The sequence below is a fragment of the Bacillus sp. FJAT-27445 genome, assembly GCF_001510665.1.
GTDB lineage: Bacteria > Bacillota > Bacilli > Bacillales > Cytobacillaceae > Bacillus_D.
This window is the reverse complement of record NZ_LMTI01000003.1, coordinates 102,041-118,341: the sequence shown is the minus strand read 5'-3', so window position 1 is coordinate 118,341 and position 16,301 is coordinate 102,041. Positions and strand designations below refer to the sequence as shown.

Below are 16,301 nucleotides of genomic sequence, written 5' to 3'. Positions count from 1 at the left end.
AGAAATATTTTTTCCCCGGGAAAGGTTTAGTCCATGGGTGGGACAGCGACTTCAGTGAATTGCGGATCCATCTTTTTTCTCATCCTTATTTGGAGATAGTTATCCCGGAATTCGGAAACCGAATCCTTCATTTTGACCATTGAAGGCAGTGAAAGAACCTGCCTGGATTCCGGGGTTGGCAACCCTTCAATAATCAACTGATTGGTATTATGGTAGATTTTTAATTGCGACAGCTGCTCGGCATTCTTAATATACATTCTTGCATAGACATGGTCATGGCTTTCAAAAGTGGTGACCTGAAACGATTCTATTGGGTTTGCCTGCACGGCCTCTCCATGTTCAGGATGGAGGAGATCAGCCATTTCAACATGCTTCATGGATGAAGATATGGATTTCTCAACCATCTCCTCTACGAATTTTGAAATGTCATTGTTCAGGTATGACTGGTTCAGCCACTTTGGCAGCCCGCCCTTAAAAAATGGAAAAGGAAGCATAACGGTCCTCCTCTAAAATTGATTGCTCATTGGCAATGATGGATTGGCGATTTGATCCTGATCGCTTATATCGGGGTCAATGCTATTTGTGCCCATGAATGATGTCGTTGGCGACAAGTCACCCAGGGATATGTTTGCTCCTATATACTTAGAGTTGGCAGTATGGCTATTATGAATGACCGCCCCCACGTCAAGGTTTCCGTTGGATGTAATTCCGTTTGTTTTCATGCTGAATATATTTATGAAATAAGGCATTGTGTACTCCTTTCAGAAAATACGCATTAATACTGGTTGGCATTCACGTTTGCTGGATTTGCAACATCCCCTTGATCGTTCACATCCGGATCGATGAATACATTTTCCATGCCGGATGTGGTTGGAGAAAGATCGCCATAAGAGGAGTTGACCCCTTGCGATTTTGTGTTAGCGGTAGGGGAATTGTGAAGGGCGTCACCTATGTTCAGGGAGCCATTATTGGATATATTGTTTATTTTTATGCTGTATATATTTATATTTGTGGGCATACTCTCTCCTCCCAACACATGGCGTTGGTTATATATATGCCCAGATTTCAAAATTGGTTAAAGGAACGTACTACTCCGTTTCGCTGCCTGTTTGCCCCTTATTGACTTCAATTACCTTTGTCTGGTTATTGCATTCAATGACCTTTGAAAAATCGCCAAAGGCAAAGGAAGCTCCTGCCATTTTAAAATTGGAGGTATGGCTGTTCTGCAAGGTCGAACCAATGTTGATGTTTCCGTTCTGAGCGATAATATTCGTTTTTATTCGGTGGACAATCGTGATATTTTTCAATTGTTCACATCCTAATAGGCAATTTCGTTTGCAATACTATATGCCAAACCAACGTCCCTTGTTATAGAATTTGCCCGTAAAACCACGCGGGCTTGCCCCGTGTATGTAAGGGCATCGCTCAAGGATGGTCTTTTGACCATCCTATTTGAGCGACTTTAGAGGTGTTTTCCTTGCGAACAAATGTTCCTTTTTGATAAAATGGATGTATAAATTTGGATTGATCCTATGGAACTTAGGTGGTGATGTATACAACGAATTAAAAATAACCGTAAGATTGTCTTAAATAGCGCCATTAAAATCTCTTACAACAAAACTGGGGGTATGACTTATCCTCCATTTTCGAAAGAAAAGAAAACAAACGCTAATGTGGTCAACGGACTGCTTGTTTGTTGGTTCTCACCCCTATAGCTAGTGCGTAACGCCGATGGGAGCTTGACTCCATGTACGCTTGCGAGAAACTATATGTGAGAACCCACGCGGCTCGCCCCGTGGAGTAAGTCAGAAGTAAGCCTTTGTGCTAGCTGAATGGATAAAAACCTCATTTGACCGAATCGGACTCCCAAAAGAACGAATAATGGCTCTTTTAGACCAGAAACGTCATTTATCGTTCTTTAAAGAGAGCAACTAATTAATAAAACAAGCCAGGATCCCTGGCTTGTCCCATTTTAATTCAAATGAAGTAAATGAACCATGACATAACCGAAAACGGCTAAAAGTACGGATCCAGCGAGACCCGCGGCAAATGCCTTCATTCCCAGTTTCCTGAACGTCTTTATTTCTACATTCATTCCCAAGGCAGCCATTGCCATCGCAATGAGCAGGTAGGCGGCGGTTACGATGTTCCCGGCAACGGTTTCCGACACAATCCCAAGCGTATTAAAGCCGCTCATAGCCAGGAATCCTAAGATGAACCACGGAATGATCGACAGCGAAATTGCTTTTTTCCCGTTTCCCTTTTCGCCTCGCTGGACGAAAAAGCCAATCGCCAGCGCAACCGGAACTAGCAGGGCGACACGCGTTAATTTTACGATAACCGCAAGATCAACCGCTTCATTGCCGCCGGCAGCCGCGGCTGCCACGACATGGGCGACTTCATGCAATGTCCCGCCGGAAAATACCCCATATCCTGTCGGGGTCAGGTTCAAAACCGTATATAAAAATGTATACGCAAGTGTAAATAAAGTACCCAAAATGGCTATAGTAGCTGCTGCGACAGCGGTTTCCTCTTCTTTTGCCTTCACTTGAGGTGATATGGCGACGATGGCAGCAGCTCCGCAAATCGCCGTTCCACAGGCGGTTAGGATGCCAAGCCTTTTTTCAACCTCGAACCACCGGCATAACCCATATACAACCAACAGTGCAAAGACAATCGTTAACGATGCAAGAATGAATACCTTCCCCCCCGCATTGTAAATATCCGCTAGGTTTAGCCTCATTCCGAGCAAAATAATCCCTAACCTGAGCAATTTCTTATTCGTGAATGTTATTCCAGGCTTTAAATCTGCCTTGAATCCAAATACTGCCCTCCATACCATTCCCAGAAGAATCGCAATCACCAGCTGGCCCATGATTGACAGGAACGGAAATCCTGATAAGTACTTTGCAGCCAGCGCAATCAGAAATGTAATCCCAAGCCCTTTTAAAAAGGCAGCAGCCTTGTTTTGCTTCATTTGTTTCCCGTATGACTTCCCCATCTCTGTCACTTCCCATATGTAAGTTGTACACCTTCACTTTATAGAAATAATTTTTATTAGTAAAATACATATTAGTAATAACAGTTATTAGTATTTTTAATAATTAGGAGGTTGCCAAGATGTACTATGACGCATTAAAGACGTTTATCACCCTTGCGGAGGTCGGGAATTTTACTAAAACCTCCGAATTTCTCCACATTTCCCAGCCAAGTGTCAGCCTTCATATAAAAAATCTCGAAAAGGAATTTCAAACCGAATTATTCCGACGCTCTCCTAAATCAGTTCAAATAACACCAACAGGTGAAATCTTATACAGCCGGGCAAAGCAGCTAATTGCCATTTATGAGCAAGCGAAGGACGAGATTCTTGAACACCATAACTCCGTTCAGGGAAAGTTGATCATCGGGGCTAGTTTTACCATTGGGGAATACATATTACCAGAGCTTCTCCTGATGGTGAAAAAGGATTTTCCTGAATTGGAGTTCCAGATTGTCATCGGCAATACAGATGAAATTGTAAACTATGTCCAGGTTTTTAAGGTCGATATTGGACTTATCGAGGGCCAGACAAACGAAAAGGAGCTTATCGTCCACCCCCTGATGGAGGATGAACTGTTCATCATCTCCCCGAACAGCCATCCGCTTGCCGGAAAGGGCGGTGTTGCCATTAAAGACCTCCAGAACCAGGCGTGGGTAACAAGGGAAGAAGGCTCGGGAACAAGGGAGTATTTAAACCACTTTATCCGATCAAACGGTTTAAAAGTAAAATCCCTCTTGACCATTAGCAGCAACCAGGGGATAAAAGAAAGCATCATCAAAGGATTGGGCCTTTCACTTCTATCCCATAGTGTTATTGAGAGGGAGGTAAAACACGGGGATTTGTCCATCATACGGCTGAAAAACCAGACCTTCACCCGCACACTCTCCTACATTTATTCCCCCATCATGAGGAATAAGCGGAGCGTCGAAGCGTTTATACAGATGCTTTCCAAAGGTTAATGGAATTTCCCTTCTCATCAATTTTTCATCTTGTACTCAGGAGGTTCTAATCATTCTTGTGTACTGTTATTTCTAGAAAGAGAGAAGGAGAGAGAAAAGATAAAAAAAATCCTGTTAACAGCCTTGAGCACTGTTTTTCATGCCGGATGCGGAAACAATAGTGACGGCCTATTATCGGAAGAGAAAAAGAACTTGGAAACAAAGACAATTACATACGAGGAAGCTAAAGATAGTGCAGGTATGTCAGAAGGCAATAAGGATACAGGGGCGGCAATGCCAGTAAACACCTTGAAGGCAACTGGCTTTGTGGATGAAATAGAGCTAAGCCAGCTTCAGGAGTACTCAATTTTGGAAACCTATACAAACTTGGCTGATAATACTATTTTTAAAATTGAGGACAACCTGAATAAGCGTGTACTGATTTTAAAGAATGAACAAGGCCGGCCGACATATAAAACCATCCTTGAAAAAAATACAAACAGACTTAAAATTATTGAATTTGACGGAGGTTTGATTTATAACGATATTCTTCCCTAAAGAAATACTGGGAAGGAGCTGCTCAATTGAGGCTGCTTTTTTCTATTACATCCATTCCGGTCTTTCTAACAACTAGCCACCAAATGACAGCACTATAAAGAATCATTGACGGGAGGCCCGCTTCGATTCCGAATGCGCCGCCGGTGACCCATATTTGATCTGTTTCAAAACGGGCAGTGATAAGTGACACCCCAGTTTCATTCGCTCCCTTGGTAAAGCCGACAACTCTTGGGCTAAGGACGAAATTCCACAGGATATGCACCGCGGCTGCATTCCAAAGATTCCCCGTCTTTCGCACGATGAGTGAAAACAAAATCCCCACAAGAGTTCCCGCAGCCAAAATTAGCAATGCATCGAGCAACCGTATACTGCCAACCGTTAGGAGATGAAGGGCCCCGAACAAAACAGACGTTGCCGCTATGGCTGCCGCCGCGCCCCATTTCCCTTCTATCAGTTTGAACAAATAGCCCCTGAACAGCATTTCTTCTATAATGCCTGCGGAGCATGAAACAATAATCGAACCAACTAGCAACGCCAAAACAGTTTTAATAGAAAGCTCCGCCTGAATTTCAAAAACAGCATAATGCGTGAGAAGATAAAATACGATTACCGTAAGAGGCATGCCACTCCCAATAAATATCCAAGCTTTACCCGCCTTAAAAGGCCAACAGATACCGATGCTCGCGTTCGTTTTTTTCAGCACCTTACTTGAATACAGCCAAAACAGGCCAACAGTCATCAGCAGCCGCAAACTTTCTTTCAAAAGAATTCTGATCGTGTCATTGCCTATTCCATCCGTCAGCGGGTTCACAAAAATCGCCGCGGCCAGGAATATCGTCAAAAAAACAATACAATGACTGAAAACTTTCCCCGACTTCATACCTCCAGCCCCTTCCCAAATAGTTAATCAGCTCGCTTAGTCCACTCCTTTAGGTGTGGAAGTGGTTACGAATCAGTTCCGAATACCCTTTGAAAAAAGGGTGAATACAGTAAGCAAATAATTCTTCCAGCCCCATTACGGCGGTGCGGCCTGCCTCACGCCTAACAAGTTAGGTTTTCCCCTGCTTTCCGTCAACACTATTATATATAGAAAATATGTAACCCCAGCCTTTTGGATGGGGTTACAGGAGGTATATGAAAAATTATTATACTTTACTTAAAAAATAGTTTATAGGGCAACAAAAGCGCCGCTAAGGAAATGAGTAGAAAGATACTATCAGGCATGAAAGTTCCAAAACCCACTATATGGAGGACAAAGAATACTGGATACACCCAGCAAACATACCAGGACCATCGAAGCCCTTTTCGGAAGGCATTGGCCAGAATAGCGAAACCGAATACAGACATGCCTAGTATCAATGAGCCCCGCAGTTTTAGTTCGATTCCCGTATCGGTTTGGTCATTGGACAAATAGGCATGTATGACGGATCCTTCCCCAAACGGTCCATTTTCACCTGACATACTGATTATTAACATTAAAAACTGAATGAACAGCAATAAAATCCACGCCTTTGATTGCAGTGATTTCATTAACAGTATCACCTCTTCAATAAATGGGATATAAATCATCTACGGGTCTTGATAGAATAGTATTATTTCTTCCTTCGGGTTATGCATGGCCAAAAAATTATTAAGCCAGTTGGGCATGGTAGAAACTAACCGCCCGTAAAAGGAAAAACTAAATTCAATCTTAGGCAGCCCATTTGTAAAGTGATTTACTTAGCCACTAATCGGCAATACGGTTTCCTGTTTATTCAATCCTGCTTTTTATATCTAGTTTCTTTTAGTTTACGGGTTTATTATCCCCTCTTCTTTGGCCTTGAAGACAGCCTTATAGCGCCCAGTAACCTCCAGCTTGGAATAAATATTTGAAATATAATTTTTAACTGTCCCCTCCGTCAAATACAGCCTACGCGCTATCTCTTTGTTGGTCCCGCCAAGCGAGAGGAGCTCGAGTATCTCAATTTCTCTATCAGTGAGCCGGAAGCTGTTTTTCTTGCTGTTTTCCTCCTTCTCAAGCCCTGCCGGCTGAATCCAGTCAGTAATTAACTGCTTTGCAACCTCCTGGGTAATAAGGGTTCCTCCATGATGTACGAGCCTAATTCCAGCCGCAAGATCATTCGGATGGATTGCTTTTAACAAATATCCTTCCGCACCTGCCGCCAGTGCCTCCCGGACATAGGTTAATTCCTGGAAGGTTGTCAAAATAATGACTTTAACGCCCGGGAAATGGCTTTTGATATGCTTTGTTGCCTGTACCCCATCCATGACAGGCATATGGATATCCATAAGGACAACATCCGGGGCATACTGTTCAGTTAATTCTATGGCCATTTTCCCATGCTCGGCTGTTCCTACAATGTCAAAGTCCTCTTCCCCTCCAAGGACGATGGAAAGACTGGCGCGAATCAGTTCCTGGTCATCGGAAATTAACAGTTTTATCATACTCTACTCCCCCACATAGCTAAATTGCCGGCAGATAACAGGTAATCGCCGTTCCTTCCTGATCCTTCGACTCAATACTCAATCCTCCTTGCAGCGATTCGAGCCTTGCCTTCATCCCTTTAAGTCCAAACCCTTCTTTGCTATCCCCCATCCCGATGCCATTATCCACTATAGCCAGAACAATATAGTGTCCTTCTTCTTTGAGGGTGATAGATATCTTTTTGGCACCGCCATGGCGGACTGCGTTTGTCAGTGCTTCCTGGAGGCAGCGGACGAAGGTGATGGCTCCCTGGGAGGAAATTTCCCTCTCCTGCCCCAACACTATAAAATTCACTTCTACCTTTGTATGGGAAGAAAATTCAGATGCGATCGTTCTCAGCCTGTCAGAAAATTCACCCGTGTCATCCGCTGGCGCAATTTGATGAATATGGCTTCTGATTTCGCCTAGCGAATTTCTCATAACCCCGCTTAGCTGATTCACTTGCTCCTTGGCTTTGGCCGGGGAAGCTTCCAAAAGATAAGCCGTAGCATCAAGGCCCATAATGACGGATGTAAACGTATGGCCAATTGTATCGTGAAGGTCCCGGGCGAGCCTGTTCCTTTCTTCAAGAAGCGTGATTTTTTTCACCTGTTTTGCATATTCCTCCAACAGCCGGTTTTGGCGGCGGTTTTCCTCTAGCAGGCTTCTTGTTTTCTTTTCAGCTTCAAGGACTTTCGCTATCGCGATGCCTATCCCGAAAAAGAAAAAGCCGTCAATAACCCCCATTCCCAGATGGTCCAGCCCGATTGCCAAAACTGCTAATAAGGGGGCAATCGAAAATCCAGCCCATCCAAACCATCTTTGTTTCCCCGGCCTGCTGTAAAGGCCGGCACAGAGTGCGGGATATGCCAAGAAAGAGGAATATTTGCCCAAAAGGTAACATCCGACTATCAGAAACAATCCGCTAAAAACAAGTTCCAAAAGAGGATAATTTTTCACCCCGAAGCTAGTTGGATTTGTTCCCGACCATTGAGGGAGGAGAAAGGCAGCAAAAAATAAGGATAGGACCAACCAGAACGGTTGCACGGATGGCATTAATAAAATAAGAGCAAGCAAATGGAAGATAAACCAGCATATCCGAATGATTTGCGCTGTTTTATGTACCCAGTGTGTTTCTTTTTGAATTGGCAGCATAGAGAGCCCCTCACTCATAAAAAATTATTACTAATTTATTCCACGCCACTTCCCTTTCTCCCTCTTTTTCGCAAGGCAGTTAGTCATATAAGTCATATGACCTCCTTTATTACCAACTTCACTTATGGGTATGACCGTGCCTGTTCCATAATGAAGATACAAATCGAACAAACGAAGGAGAGAAAAAAATGAAAAACTTTTTGTACCGCCATGGATTAATATTATTTCTAGTTGTCCTTATTGGCAGGGGAATGATTGGGATGCTATCGGTAAAGGGAATTCAACTGGTAAACCCTGACCTTACAGTCCAGAAGGATTTAGGGTGGCTGATTATGCTGATTTATGCCCTATGTGCCATTCTGGCTGTAAAGTGGGTCAAAATTGATAAGGAAATCGGCTTGGTTAAACCCCCGTCCACGAAGGAATGGACCATTTGGCTGCCAACACTCATCATTCCTATGACATTGGTCTACCATTTAGGAATTAATACTTCAGGCTGGCATGTTCCACTTTTGTTAATTGCCGCAGCCGGTGTCGCGATCAATGAAGAAATTTTGTTCAGGGGTATTCTGCTGAGGGCAATCCTTCCATTTGGCACTGCCATAGCAATTATCGTTCCCTCACTGTTATTTGGGGCAGCCCACCTTGGAAACATCTTTGTCGGCGGTGATGTAACATACGGCCTGTTCCAGTTTGGATGGACATTTTTTGCCGGGATGGCCTTAACGGCTATGCGACTGGCAAACAAAAGCCTAATACCCGTAATTGGATTCCATTTTGTACTCGATGCCGTAGAATATGCCGCTACTGGAGAATACGGCGTCCATAGCGGAGAGTATTCACTTAAATGGCTAACCACTTTCCTGTTGCTGAACCTTGCCTTCTTGCTCTATTCACTTTTCATCTTAAAACGCTCCAAATCGACTGGCAGGAGTACAGTCCTTTCTCAGCAGGTTTACAATTAAGGTTGCAGGTTAAAGAGAAAGGAGAGGTCCAACCGGATTTCTCCTTCTTTTCGTGATAGAAAACATATCTGCAAACTTTGCGTTTAGTGTATTAGTTATTGTATTTTTAAAGAAGGGAAAAATTATACACAGAAGGTTGGTATCACCTTGCGGCTTAATAAATTCATTAGCGACTCGGGAAAAACATCGAGGCGCGGTGCTGACAAACTAATTGCAGATGGCAGAGTGACCATTAATGGAAAGGTTGCAAAAATTGGCAGCCAGGTAAATCCGGGCGATGATGTCCGGGTAAGCGGGGACCAAATCCGCGTTGCCAGGGATAATGTATATATCGCCTTAAATAAGCCGGTTGGCATAACGAGCACAACAGAAAAGAACGTGAAAGGAAATATCGTCGACCTGGTGAACCACCCGTTGCGAATTTTCAACATTGGCCGGCTTGATAAGGATTCGGAGGGGCTTATCCTCCTGACGAACGACGGCGATATCGTCAATGAAATATTACGCGCGGAAAACAGGCATGAGAAGGAATACATTGTTTCAGTCGACAAGCCGATTACGCCTGAATTTTTGAAGAAGATGTCTGAGGGTGTAAAAATTCTCGGTACAAAAACACTCCCTTGCAAAGTGGAGCAGTTATCAAAATATGACTTTAACATTATTTTGACCCAGGGGCTGAACCGCCAAATTCGCCGCATGTGCGAGGCGCTGGGATACGAAGTGTACCGGCTGCAGAGGATCCGTATTATGAATATTGAATTGGGCAGCCTCCCTATCGGACAATGGAGGGACTTGACCAAGAAGGAAAAAAAACGCTTGTTTTCGGATTTAAATTACGAGCCGCAGGAATGGTGAAAGATAGAGGGTTTGCACAGTGTGCAGACCCTTTTTTATTGGACTTTCCGCTGAGAATGTATTCACTGGAGGTATGAAGACACTCTCAAATGATTCTTACCCTCGAAACTGTCAACACGAATATTTTTTTGTTGGAAGAGTTTTTTCCAGATTTTACGTATACTATAGTTATCTGAAAATTCACCAACTGGAGTCGATGAAATGGCGAAAGAGCCTTCGACAAACTTTGTTTTGCATGCCAAAAGCAGCCAGTTCCATTGGGAAGGCTCCGGGCAGCTTTCCATCAAAACCTTTTCCAATGGAAGAGCGCAATACAAGACGAATAAGGGCTTCTTTGCTGTTGAGGAAAACAGGTTTTTACTCCTGAATGAAGGCGAGTACACCATTTCGATTGATCAAAAGGAAGAAGTGGAATCCTTTTGCATTTTCTTCAGGGAGGGCTTTGCGGGAGAAGTATTACGTACAATGTCAGCCTCCTCAAATGAGCTTTTAACCGATCCTTTTAAGGAGTCGGATTCGATTGGCTTTTTTGAAAAGACATATTCCGCGACAACCAGCCTGTCAACCCGAATAACCGACTTTAAATCAAACCTGGCCGTCCTGAAGGAGGACCCGCTGGGTTATGAGGAGCAATTTCACCTGTTAATGCAATCGCTTCTTTTTAGCCAACTGGAAACTTTCAAGGAGATTGAATCACTTAACGCGGTCCGCAGCTCGACCCGCGAGGAATTGTACCGAAGGATTAGCATTGCCCATGACTACATACGATCGTTTTTTGACACGGCCATAAATTTGGATGATATTGCCCGTATCTCCTGCATGTCTGCCAACCATCTTTTAAGAACATACACACAACTTTACGGCAAAACCCCCTATCAGCATATTTCCGAACTCAGGGTGGAAAAAGCAAAGCGGCTTTTGAAAAATCGTGACTTAACCATCACGGATATTACGTTTGAATTGGGATTCACCAATCCAATTTCATTCAGCAAAATGTTTAGGCAGCACACTGGGCACTCCCCACAACAGTTCCGCAAAAAGGTGATTTTGGATAAGAACTATTCCTATTAATCGCTTATTCTTAAAATTGAACATGTACTCGAAGGGAGAAATTCACAATGGAAACAACTACAATTCAAAAAGTAGGACAAATCGGGGTACCAATCAAGGATATGGAGCGGGCGGTTCAGTTTTATAAAGAAAAACTTGGCCTGACGCTTCTTTTCACGGCAGGCAATCTGGCTTTCTTCGATTGCGGAGGCCTGCGGCTCTTCCTTAGCCCTCCTGAGAATGAGGAGTTCGCGCATCCAAGCTCGGTTGTCTATTTTACCGTAGAAAATATCAATGAATCCTATGAAGGATTAAAAGGGAAGGGCGTTGAATTTATCGACGAACCACATCTAATTGCCAAAATGGGACGAACGGAAACGTGGATGGCATTCTTCAGGGATACGGAAGGCAATATTCATGCATTGATGAGCGAATTTGAGGTTTAAGCAAAGGCAGGAGGCCGCATTTTAACGGCCCCCTGTTTTTTTTCTTATATTTTTTTCACAAACTCAGATTTTAGTTTCATTGCCCCGAAGCCGTCAATTTTGCAATCGATATCGTGGTCCCCTTCAACGAGGCGGATACTTTTTACTTTCGTACCCTGCTTTAGGACCGAAGAACTGCCTTTTACTTTAAGATCCTTGATGACTGTGACAGTGTCCCCGTCATTCAGGACATTCCCGTTGGCATCTTTTATAACCCTAACATCTTCAGCATTTTCAGTGCTATCAGCCGTCCATTCATGCCCGCACTCCGGGCAAACAAACTGAACACCGTCCTCATATGTATATTCTGAATTACACTTTGGGCAATTCGGCAAATTACTCATAAACCCACTTCCTCCCAATGGCATTTTTGTAACAAATCCACCAATTACCCATTATACCATAAAGAATATGGCGTATTTTCCTTCCCAAAAACCAACGTCGTTTAAGGCTGTACAACCTTTTTGCATACATACACCATCGCATAGCTTTCCGGCTGGAGTGGGCTCCCGTTCCAATCACTAAACACATTCATGATTTTGAAATGATGTTTCTCCATCAGCCTCTCCACCTCTTTTGGATAGACATAACGGAGGTTAACGCGTGTTTTCAGCTCCCTCACCACCGCACCATTCTGAATAAATTTACGGAACGTTGTGTAATACTGGATTTGCTCCAGACCGTCATAATGGCTGATCGTCGACAGCTTGACCTTTTGTCCTGTATCCCCATCCGTATAGCTTGTCCAATACTCCTCTGTTGGCGGCTGAAGCAGCTCCTCGGCGCTAGGGAACCTCGTATCGAACACAAATAAGCCTCCCTCCTCCAAATGCCTCGAGACAGAACCTAGCAAACCATCCTGGTCCTCATTCGTCAAAAAATGCTGAAAGGAGTTTCCAACGGAATAAATGAGACTGGTTTTTAATCCCGCATCGAACATTCTGCAGTCCTGTTTAATCCAGGCAATTGGCAGATTGGCCTTTTTGCTTTTTTCCTCTGCCAACTGGAGCATTTCTTGCTCGGCATCGACCCCAATCAACTCATGCCCCGCCATTGCCAGTGGCACCGTTATCCGTCCAGTCCCGCAGGCCACATCTATAATCGGCCCCTCGCAATCTTCAGCAAGCCTTTTTAAAAATTCAAGTTCCGGAGTCCTGTGGTTTTCTTTATCATACAGAGTGGCATCCTTGTACTCTTCAAAAAACTGTTTCAAACCCAACCCATCCTTATTCTTTAATTATCCAATGATTTAATTTTAGCACTAAAGAAAAATCAGTTCTTCTGGCCATACAAAGGCCATTCTTTTGAAAATAAAGCCCCATTCTACTAGTATGAGGGTAATGCAACCTTTCCAGGAGGGATATGAATGGAACTTACCGTTTATTTAGCTGGACAGATTCATGACAATTGGCGTGAAGAAGTGCAGAAGAAGGCGATGGAAAAGAATCTCCCATTAACTTTTGTTGCGCCGCAGACAAACCATGACAGATCGGATAACATTGGCGAGGATATTTTGGGGGAGCAGCCCGGAAGCGTCTATAAGGACGATGCCGCATCGGATATTAACAATTTCCGGACGCAGGTTTTGATGCAAAAATCGGATATCGTCATCGCCCTTTTCGGTGAAAAATACAAGCAATGGAATACGGCGATGGACGCCAGCATGGCGATTGCGATGAATAAACCAACCATCATTGTCAGGCCTGAGTCGCTTATCCATCCGCTAAAGGAACTTTCCAACCGGGCAAATGTGACAGTTGAAACGATCGACCAGGCAATGGATGTTTTAAGCTATATTTTTGAATAAGCAAAAAGGGAAAGCGGCTCGCTTTCCCTTTTTATTTCTATATTTTTAATCCGAATCTGTTAAACAGATTTCATTCGATCAGTGAAATGTCGAACTCCTCGATTAAATCTTTTAACGCAGGTCTTTTATTCCCGTCGCGCCCCACTACTGCCTCGGCAGTAACTAGAGAGTTCAAAACAGCCTCTTCTGTCGCTTCGCCTACCGCCCGGAAAGCCAGGTCCATATCTTCTTCATGAATCGTGGGGACGGATAAAAGATGTTGCGGTTTGTCATGAGGGATTTTCGTGGCTGTGGAAAAACCGATAATGACCTCCCCGCTTCCGGTTGTGATGATGGAACCCGTCCTGGATAGCCCTGTGACTGACCGTTTAATAATCCTGTTCAGCTGCCTTTCTGATACTGGCAAATCCGTGGCAACGATAACCATAATCGATCCTTTATCCTCTTCCTTGTACGTTTGGGTGATGGCTTCCTTTAATTCCTGGCCTACCGCCTTGCCGTTCACTCTTAAATCGCTTAAAATCCCAAAATTCGATAAGACCAAAACCCCGATTGTGTACGTCCCATGGTGCATGTCCATCTTGCGGGAAGCGGACCCGATTCCCCCTTTCAGGGAGTAACAGAGCATCCCGGTTCCTGCGCCAACTGCCCCTTCCCTGAATTCAACCGAGGCATTTTCAATTGCCTGTAGAACATGCTCCCGTTTCACAAACTTTCCCCGTATATCGTTCAAAAACATATCATTGCATTCCCCAACGATTGGATTGACGGTCCCGGTAGTCCGTCCTATTTCCGGGTTCCGGTCCAGCATATAATCGATTAATGTATCGGCGGCCGTACCAATTCCCAATGTATTTGTTAGAAGGATGGGTGTTTCCAGGGTACCCAACTCCGCCATCTGGATTGTTCCCATCGTTTTTCCAAACCCATTAATGACATGGGTTGATGCAATCAGCTTCTCTTTAAATGGATTCCCCTGGTGAGGCAAAATGGCTGTCACTCCAGTCTGCATCTGTTTATCGCTCAGGGTCACATGGCCAACTGCCACCCCTTCAACATCCGTAATTGCATTATAATCCCCGGGCTCCAACCGGCCGATTATTACTCCAAAATCCCGTATTCTCTTTTGCTTGAACATGGACATTCCCCTTTGTATGCAGTTGCTGCCTTTATTTTTCCCGTCATACTTCCATTAAACTGCCTGGCTTCTCTGGCCGCAAGGGACAGCGAATATTTTATAAGGCATTTTCCATACTAAAAAGGAAAGGGGGCAAAAAATCATGGCAAAACGAACGAAGAAAAATGATCCGCAGCAAAAGAACAAACAAGGCTTTGATTCAAGCCAAACCGATACGGAATTCGGCAAGGATTTTGGCAGCGCCAATGCAAACCGGGCTAAAAAGGAGAAGGAAAAAGAACAAAGGGCGTATGAGAACAGGAGTTAGCCAATCTTACTCCCTTCAAAAACTATTCTTATCTTAAGGAGCATTAATACATGACCCAATCAAAACGTCAAAAAGAAAGGCAATGGGCTGCCAGGAAAGAAGCCCAAAACCCGCACGGAAAAGTGAAATCATTCGAGCAGCTTGCTGATGAAGCCAAGAAAGGCGAAGACCAGTAGTCACTGATAAATGGTCCATTTTTAGTTTTTCCAATAAAAAAGCCAACTTCCGTTTATACGGAAATTGGCTTTTTCGATTATTATGCTTCCAAATCGCCTTTTGGCCCGAAGAATTCAAAATGAACCCTTTCTTCGGTTACACCCAATTCCTGGAGTGCACGATAGATTGCCTTCATAAATGGAACGGGACCGCAAAAATAGAAGTCTGCGTCCTGAATGTCCACATTCTCTTTCAACCACTCTTTTGTCACATAGCCTTCAACGTCAAAGGCTTGATTCTTACGGTCATCATTTGTTGGCGAATCATAAAACACATACGATTTAATTGTTTCCCTATCTGCGGTAAGCTCCACTTCTTCTCTTAAAGCATGTACACTGCTATTTTGAGCTGCATGGATGAAAGTTACCTTCCGTTCCGGCTGGACCTCCGCCACTGTTTTCAACATGCTGATCATCGGAGTAAGGCCGACTCCGCCGCTCAATAGGACAACTGGGGTTTCCTTTTGTACATCCAGGACAAAGTCACCGGCTGGTGCACTGACGTGGAGGACATCCCCTTCCTTCAATTGGGTATGGAGATAGTTTGACACCTTGCCATCCGGATTTTCAGTTCCTGCTTCACGCTTTACGCTTATCCGGTAATAGTTTTTTCCCGGAGTATCGGAAAGGCTGTATTGGCGGATATGCGTAAATTCTTCTCCCGGAATTTCCAGTTTGACACTAATGTACTGGCCAGGCTGAAAATCGGCAATTTCTCTATTCTCCTCCGGTTTCAGGTAAAAAGATGTAATTACACCGCTTTCCTCTACTTTGCGGTCAACGATAAAGCCACGGAATCCATCCCAGCCGCCTTTTTGGCCAGCTGCCTCGCTGTACATCTCCGCTTCAATGCTGATGAACGCGTCCGCGATGACTCCATAAGCCTCCGTCCAAGCATCGATAATGTCATCAGTTGCTTTATCACCAAGAACATCCTTAATTGCGAGAATAAGGTACTTTCCTACAATCGGATAATGTTCCGGTTTAATTCCGAGGCTGCGGTGTTTCTGAGCAATATTTTTTACAACCGGGAGAATTGTTTCCAGGCTGTCAATGTACATCGCCGCTGAATAGACGGCGTTGGCGAGCGCCCTTTGCTGCCTGCCCTGTTTTTGGTTTGCATGGTTGAAAATATTCAGCAATTCGGGATGCGCCCCGAACATTAATTCATAAAAACGCGTTGTTATTTTCTCACCATATTGCTCCAATACCGGGACAGTTGATTTCACAATGTCGATTCTCTGCTGATCCAACAAACGAAACACTCCTTTTATACTATAATCACAGTGTTTATTATAATAAACTCCTACGAAAGGCAATGTGA

22 protein-coding genes are annotated in these 16,301 nt (G+C 44.1%); 9 read left to right on the top strand and 13 right to left on the bottom strand.

The features are described 5' to 3' along the window. Nucleotides 1-26 precede the first annotated feature (26 nt). The 5 genes from AR337_RS09110 to AR337_RS09090 form a co-directional block, all read right to left on the bottom strand. Nucleotides 27-494, bottom strand: a complete 468-nt coding sequence (locus AR337_RS09110) for a hypothetical protein (RefSeq protein WP_059171706.1) — start codon at nt 492-494, stop codon at nt 27-29. 12 nt (nt 495-506) lie between these two features. Further along, nucleotides 507-749: a spore germination protein gene (locus tag AR337_RS09105; RefSeq protein WP_059171705.1), complete on the bottom strand. Its 243-nt coding sequence runs from the start codon at nt 747-749 to the stop codon at nt 507-509. A gap of 26 nt (nt 750-775) precedes the next feature. Then, nucleotides 776-1,018 carry a spore germination protein gene (locus AR337_RS09100; protein WP_059171704.1) on the bottom strand — a complete coding sequence of 81 codons (243 nt, stop codon included), beginning with the start codon at nt 1,016-1,018 and terminating at the stop codon, nt 776-778. A gap of 70 nt (nt 1,019-1,088) precedes the next feature. Then, a complete protein-coding gene (locus AR337_RS09095) occupies nt 1,089-1,307 on the bottom strand; it encodes a spore germination protein (protein ID WP_059171703.1) in 219 nt (72 codons plus the stop codon). Nucleotides 1,308-1,972: 665 nt separating this feature from the next. Beyond that, nucleotides 1,973-3,001, bottom strand: coding sequence for a YeiH family protein (locus AR337_RS09090; RefSeq protein ID WP_082686915.1), 1,029 nt, complete (start codon nt 2,999-3,001; stop codon nt 1,973-1,975). Between the two features lie 119 nt (nt 3,002-3,120). Here AR337_RS09090 and AR337_RS09085 point away from each other — a divergent pair, with 119 nt between their 5' ends. Next, nucleotides 3,121-3,999, top strand: a complete 879-nt coding sequence (locus tag AR337_RS09085; RefSeq protein ID WP_059171702.1) for a LysR family transcriptional regulator — start codon at nt 3,121-3,123, stop codon at nt 3,997-3,999. A gap of 192 nt (nt 4,000-4,191) precedes the next feature. Beyond that, complete coding sequence (locus AR337_RS09080) at nt 4,192-4,536, top strand: hypothetical protein (RefSeq protein WP_156424352.1); 345 nt, start codon at nt 4,192-4,194, stop codon at nt 4,534-4,536. Between the two features lie 22 nt (nt 4,537-4,558). Here AR337_RS09080 and AR337_RS09075 read toward each other — a convergent pair whose 3' ends face one another. From AR337_RS09075 to AR337_RS09060, 4 genes are all read right to left on the bottom strand, one after another. Next, a complete protein-coding gene (locus tag AR337_RS09075; protein ID WP_059171700.1) occupies nt 4,559-5,416 on the bottom strand; it encodes a CPBP family intramembrane glutamic endopeptidase in 858 nt (285 codons plus the stop codon). A gap of 272 nt (nt 5,417-5,688) precedes the next feature. Next, entirely contained in the window at nt 5,689-6,066 is a 378-nt protein-coding gene (locus tag AR337_RS09070) for a hypothetical protein (RefSeq protein WP_156424351.1), read from the bottom strand. Between the two features lie 258 nt (nt 6,067-6,324). After that, nucleotides 6,325-6,981, bottom strand: a complete 657-nt coding sequence (locus tag AR337_RS09065) for a response regulator transcription factor (RefSeq protein WP_059171698.1) — start codon at nt 6,979-6,981, stop codon at nt 6,325-6,327. Between the two features lie 19 nt (nt 6,982-7,000). Beyond that, on the bottom strand, nt 7,001-8,155 hold the full coding sequence (locus AR337_RS09060) for a sensor histidine kinase (protein ID WP_059171697.1): 1,155 nt from the start codon (nt 8,153-8,155) through the stop codon (nt 7,001-7,003). A gap of 188 nt (nt 8,156-8,343) precedes the next feature. On the opposite strand from AR337_RS09060, the gene AR337_RS09055 reads away from it, so the two are divergent. The 4 genes from AR337_RS09055 (at nt 8,344) to AR337_RS09040 (ending at nt 11,471) form a co-directional block, all read left to right on the top strand. Continuing rightward, nucleotides 8,344-9,120, top strand: coding sequence for a CPBP family intramembrane glutamic endopeptidase (locus AR337_RS09055; protein ID WP_059171696.1), 777 nt, complete (start codon nt 8,344-8,346; stop codon nt 9,118-9,120). Nucleotides 9,121-9,267: 147 nt separating this feature from the next. After that, a complete protein-coding gene (rluF, locus tag AR337_RS09050; RefSeq protein WP_059171695.1) occupies nt 9,268-9,975 on the top strand; it encodes a 23S rRNA pseudouridine(2604) synthase RluF in 708 nt (235 codons plus the stop codon). A gap of 201 nt (nt 9,976-10,176) precedes the next feature. Then, on the top strand, nt 10,177-11,046 hold the full coding sequence (locus AR337_RS09045) for an AraC family transcriptional regulator (protein WP_059171694.1): 870 nt from the start codon (nt 10,177-10,179) through the stop codon (nt 11,044-11,046). 47 nt (nt 11,047-11,093) lie between these two features. Then, nucleotides 11,094-11,471: a VOC family protein gene (locus tag AR337_RS09040; RefSeq protein WP_059171693.1), complete on the top strand. Its 378-nt coding sequence runs from the start codon at nt 11,094-11,096 to the stop codon at nt 11,469-11,471. Nucleotides 11,472-11,515: 44 nt separating this feature from the next. Here the strand turns inward: AR337_RS09040 and AR337_RS09035 are convergent, their stop codons facing one another. Both AR337_RS09035 and AR337_RS09030 read right to left on the bottom strand, forming a co-directional pair. Then, a complete protein-coding gene (locus AR337_RS09035; protein WP_059171692.1) occupies nt 11,516-11,854 on the bottom strand; it encodes a zinc ribbon domain-containing protein YjdM in 339 nt (112 codons plus the stop codon). A 101-nt stretch (nt 11,855-11,955) separates the two neighbouring features. Continuing rightward, on the bottom strand, nt 11,956-12,723 hold the full coding sequence (locus AR337_RS09030) for a class I SAM-dependent methyltransferase (protein WP_059171691.1): 768 nt from the start codon (nt 12,721-12,723) through the stop codon (nt 11,956-11,958). A gap of 153 nt (nt 12,724-12,876) precedes the next feature. On the opposite strand from AR337_RS09030, the gene AR337_RS09025 reads away from it, so the two are divergent. After that, entirely contained in the window at nt 12,877-13,317 is a 441-nt protein-coding gene (locus AR337_RS09025; protein WP_059171690.1) for a YtoQ family protein, read from the top strand. 70 nt (nt 13,318-13,387) lie between these two features. Here the strand turns inward: AR337_RS09025 and AR337_RS09020 are convergent, their stop codons facing one another. Continuing rightward, nucleotides 13,388-14,455 carry a P1 family peptidase gene (locus AR337_RS09020; protein ID WP_059171689.1) on the bottom strand — a complete coding sequence of 356 codons (1,068 nt, stop codon included), beginning with the start codon at nt 14,453-14,455 and terminating at the stop codon, nt 13,388-13,390. Between the two features lie 142 nt (nt 14,456-14,597). On the opposite strand from AR337_RS09020, the gene AR337_RS23485 reads away from it, so the two are divergent. Both AR337_RS23485 and AR337_RS23720 read left to right on the top strand, forming a co-directional pair. Next, on the top strand, nt 14,598-14,762 hold the full coding sequence (locus AR337_RS23485) for a hypothetical protein (RefSeq protein WP_172797530.1): 165 nt from the start codon (nt 14,598-14,600) through the stop codon (nt 14,760-14,762). A gap of 50 nt (nt 14,763-14,812) precedes the next feature. After that, nucleotides 14,813-14,938 carry a DUF6254 family protein gene (locus tag AR337_RS23720; RefSeq protein ID WP_253701593.1) on the top strand — a complete coding sequence of 42 codons (126 nt, stop codon included), beginning with the start codon at nt 14,813-14,815 and terminating at the stop codon, nt 14,936-14,938. Between the two features lie 80 nt (nt 14,939-15,018). Here AR337_RS23720 and hmpA read toward each other — a convergent pair whose 3' ends face one another. Further along, complete coding sequence (gene hmpA / locus AR337_RS09015) at nt 15,019-16,233, bottom strand: NO-inducible flavohemoprotein (RefSeq protein WP_059171688.1); 1,215 nt, start codon at nt 16,231-16,233, stop codon at nt 15,019-15,021. Between the last annotated feature and the right edge of the window lie 68 nt (nt 16,234-16,301).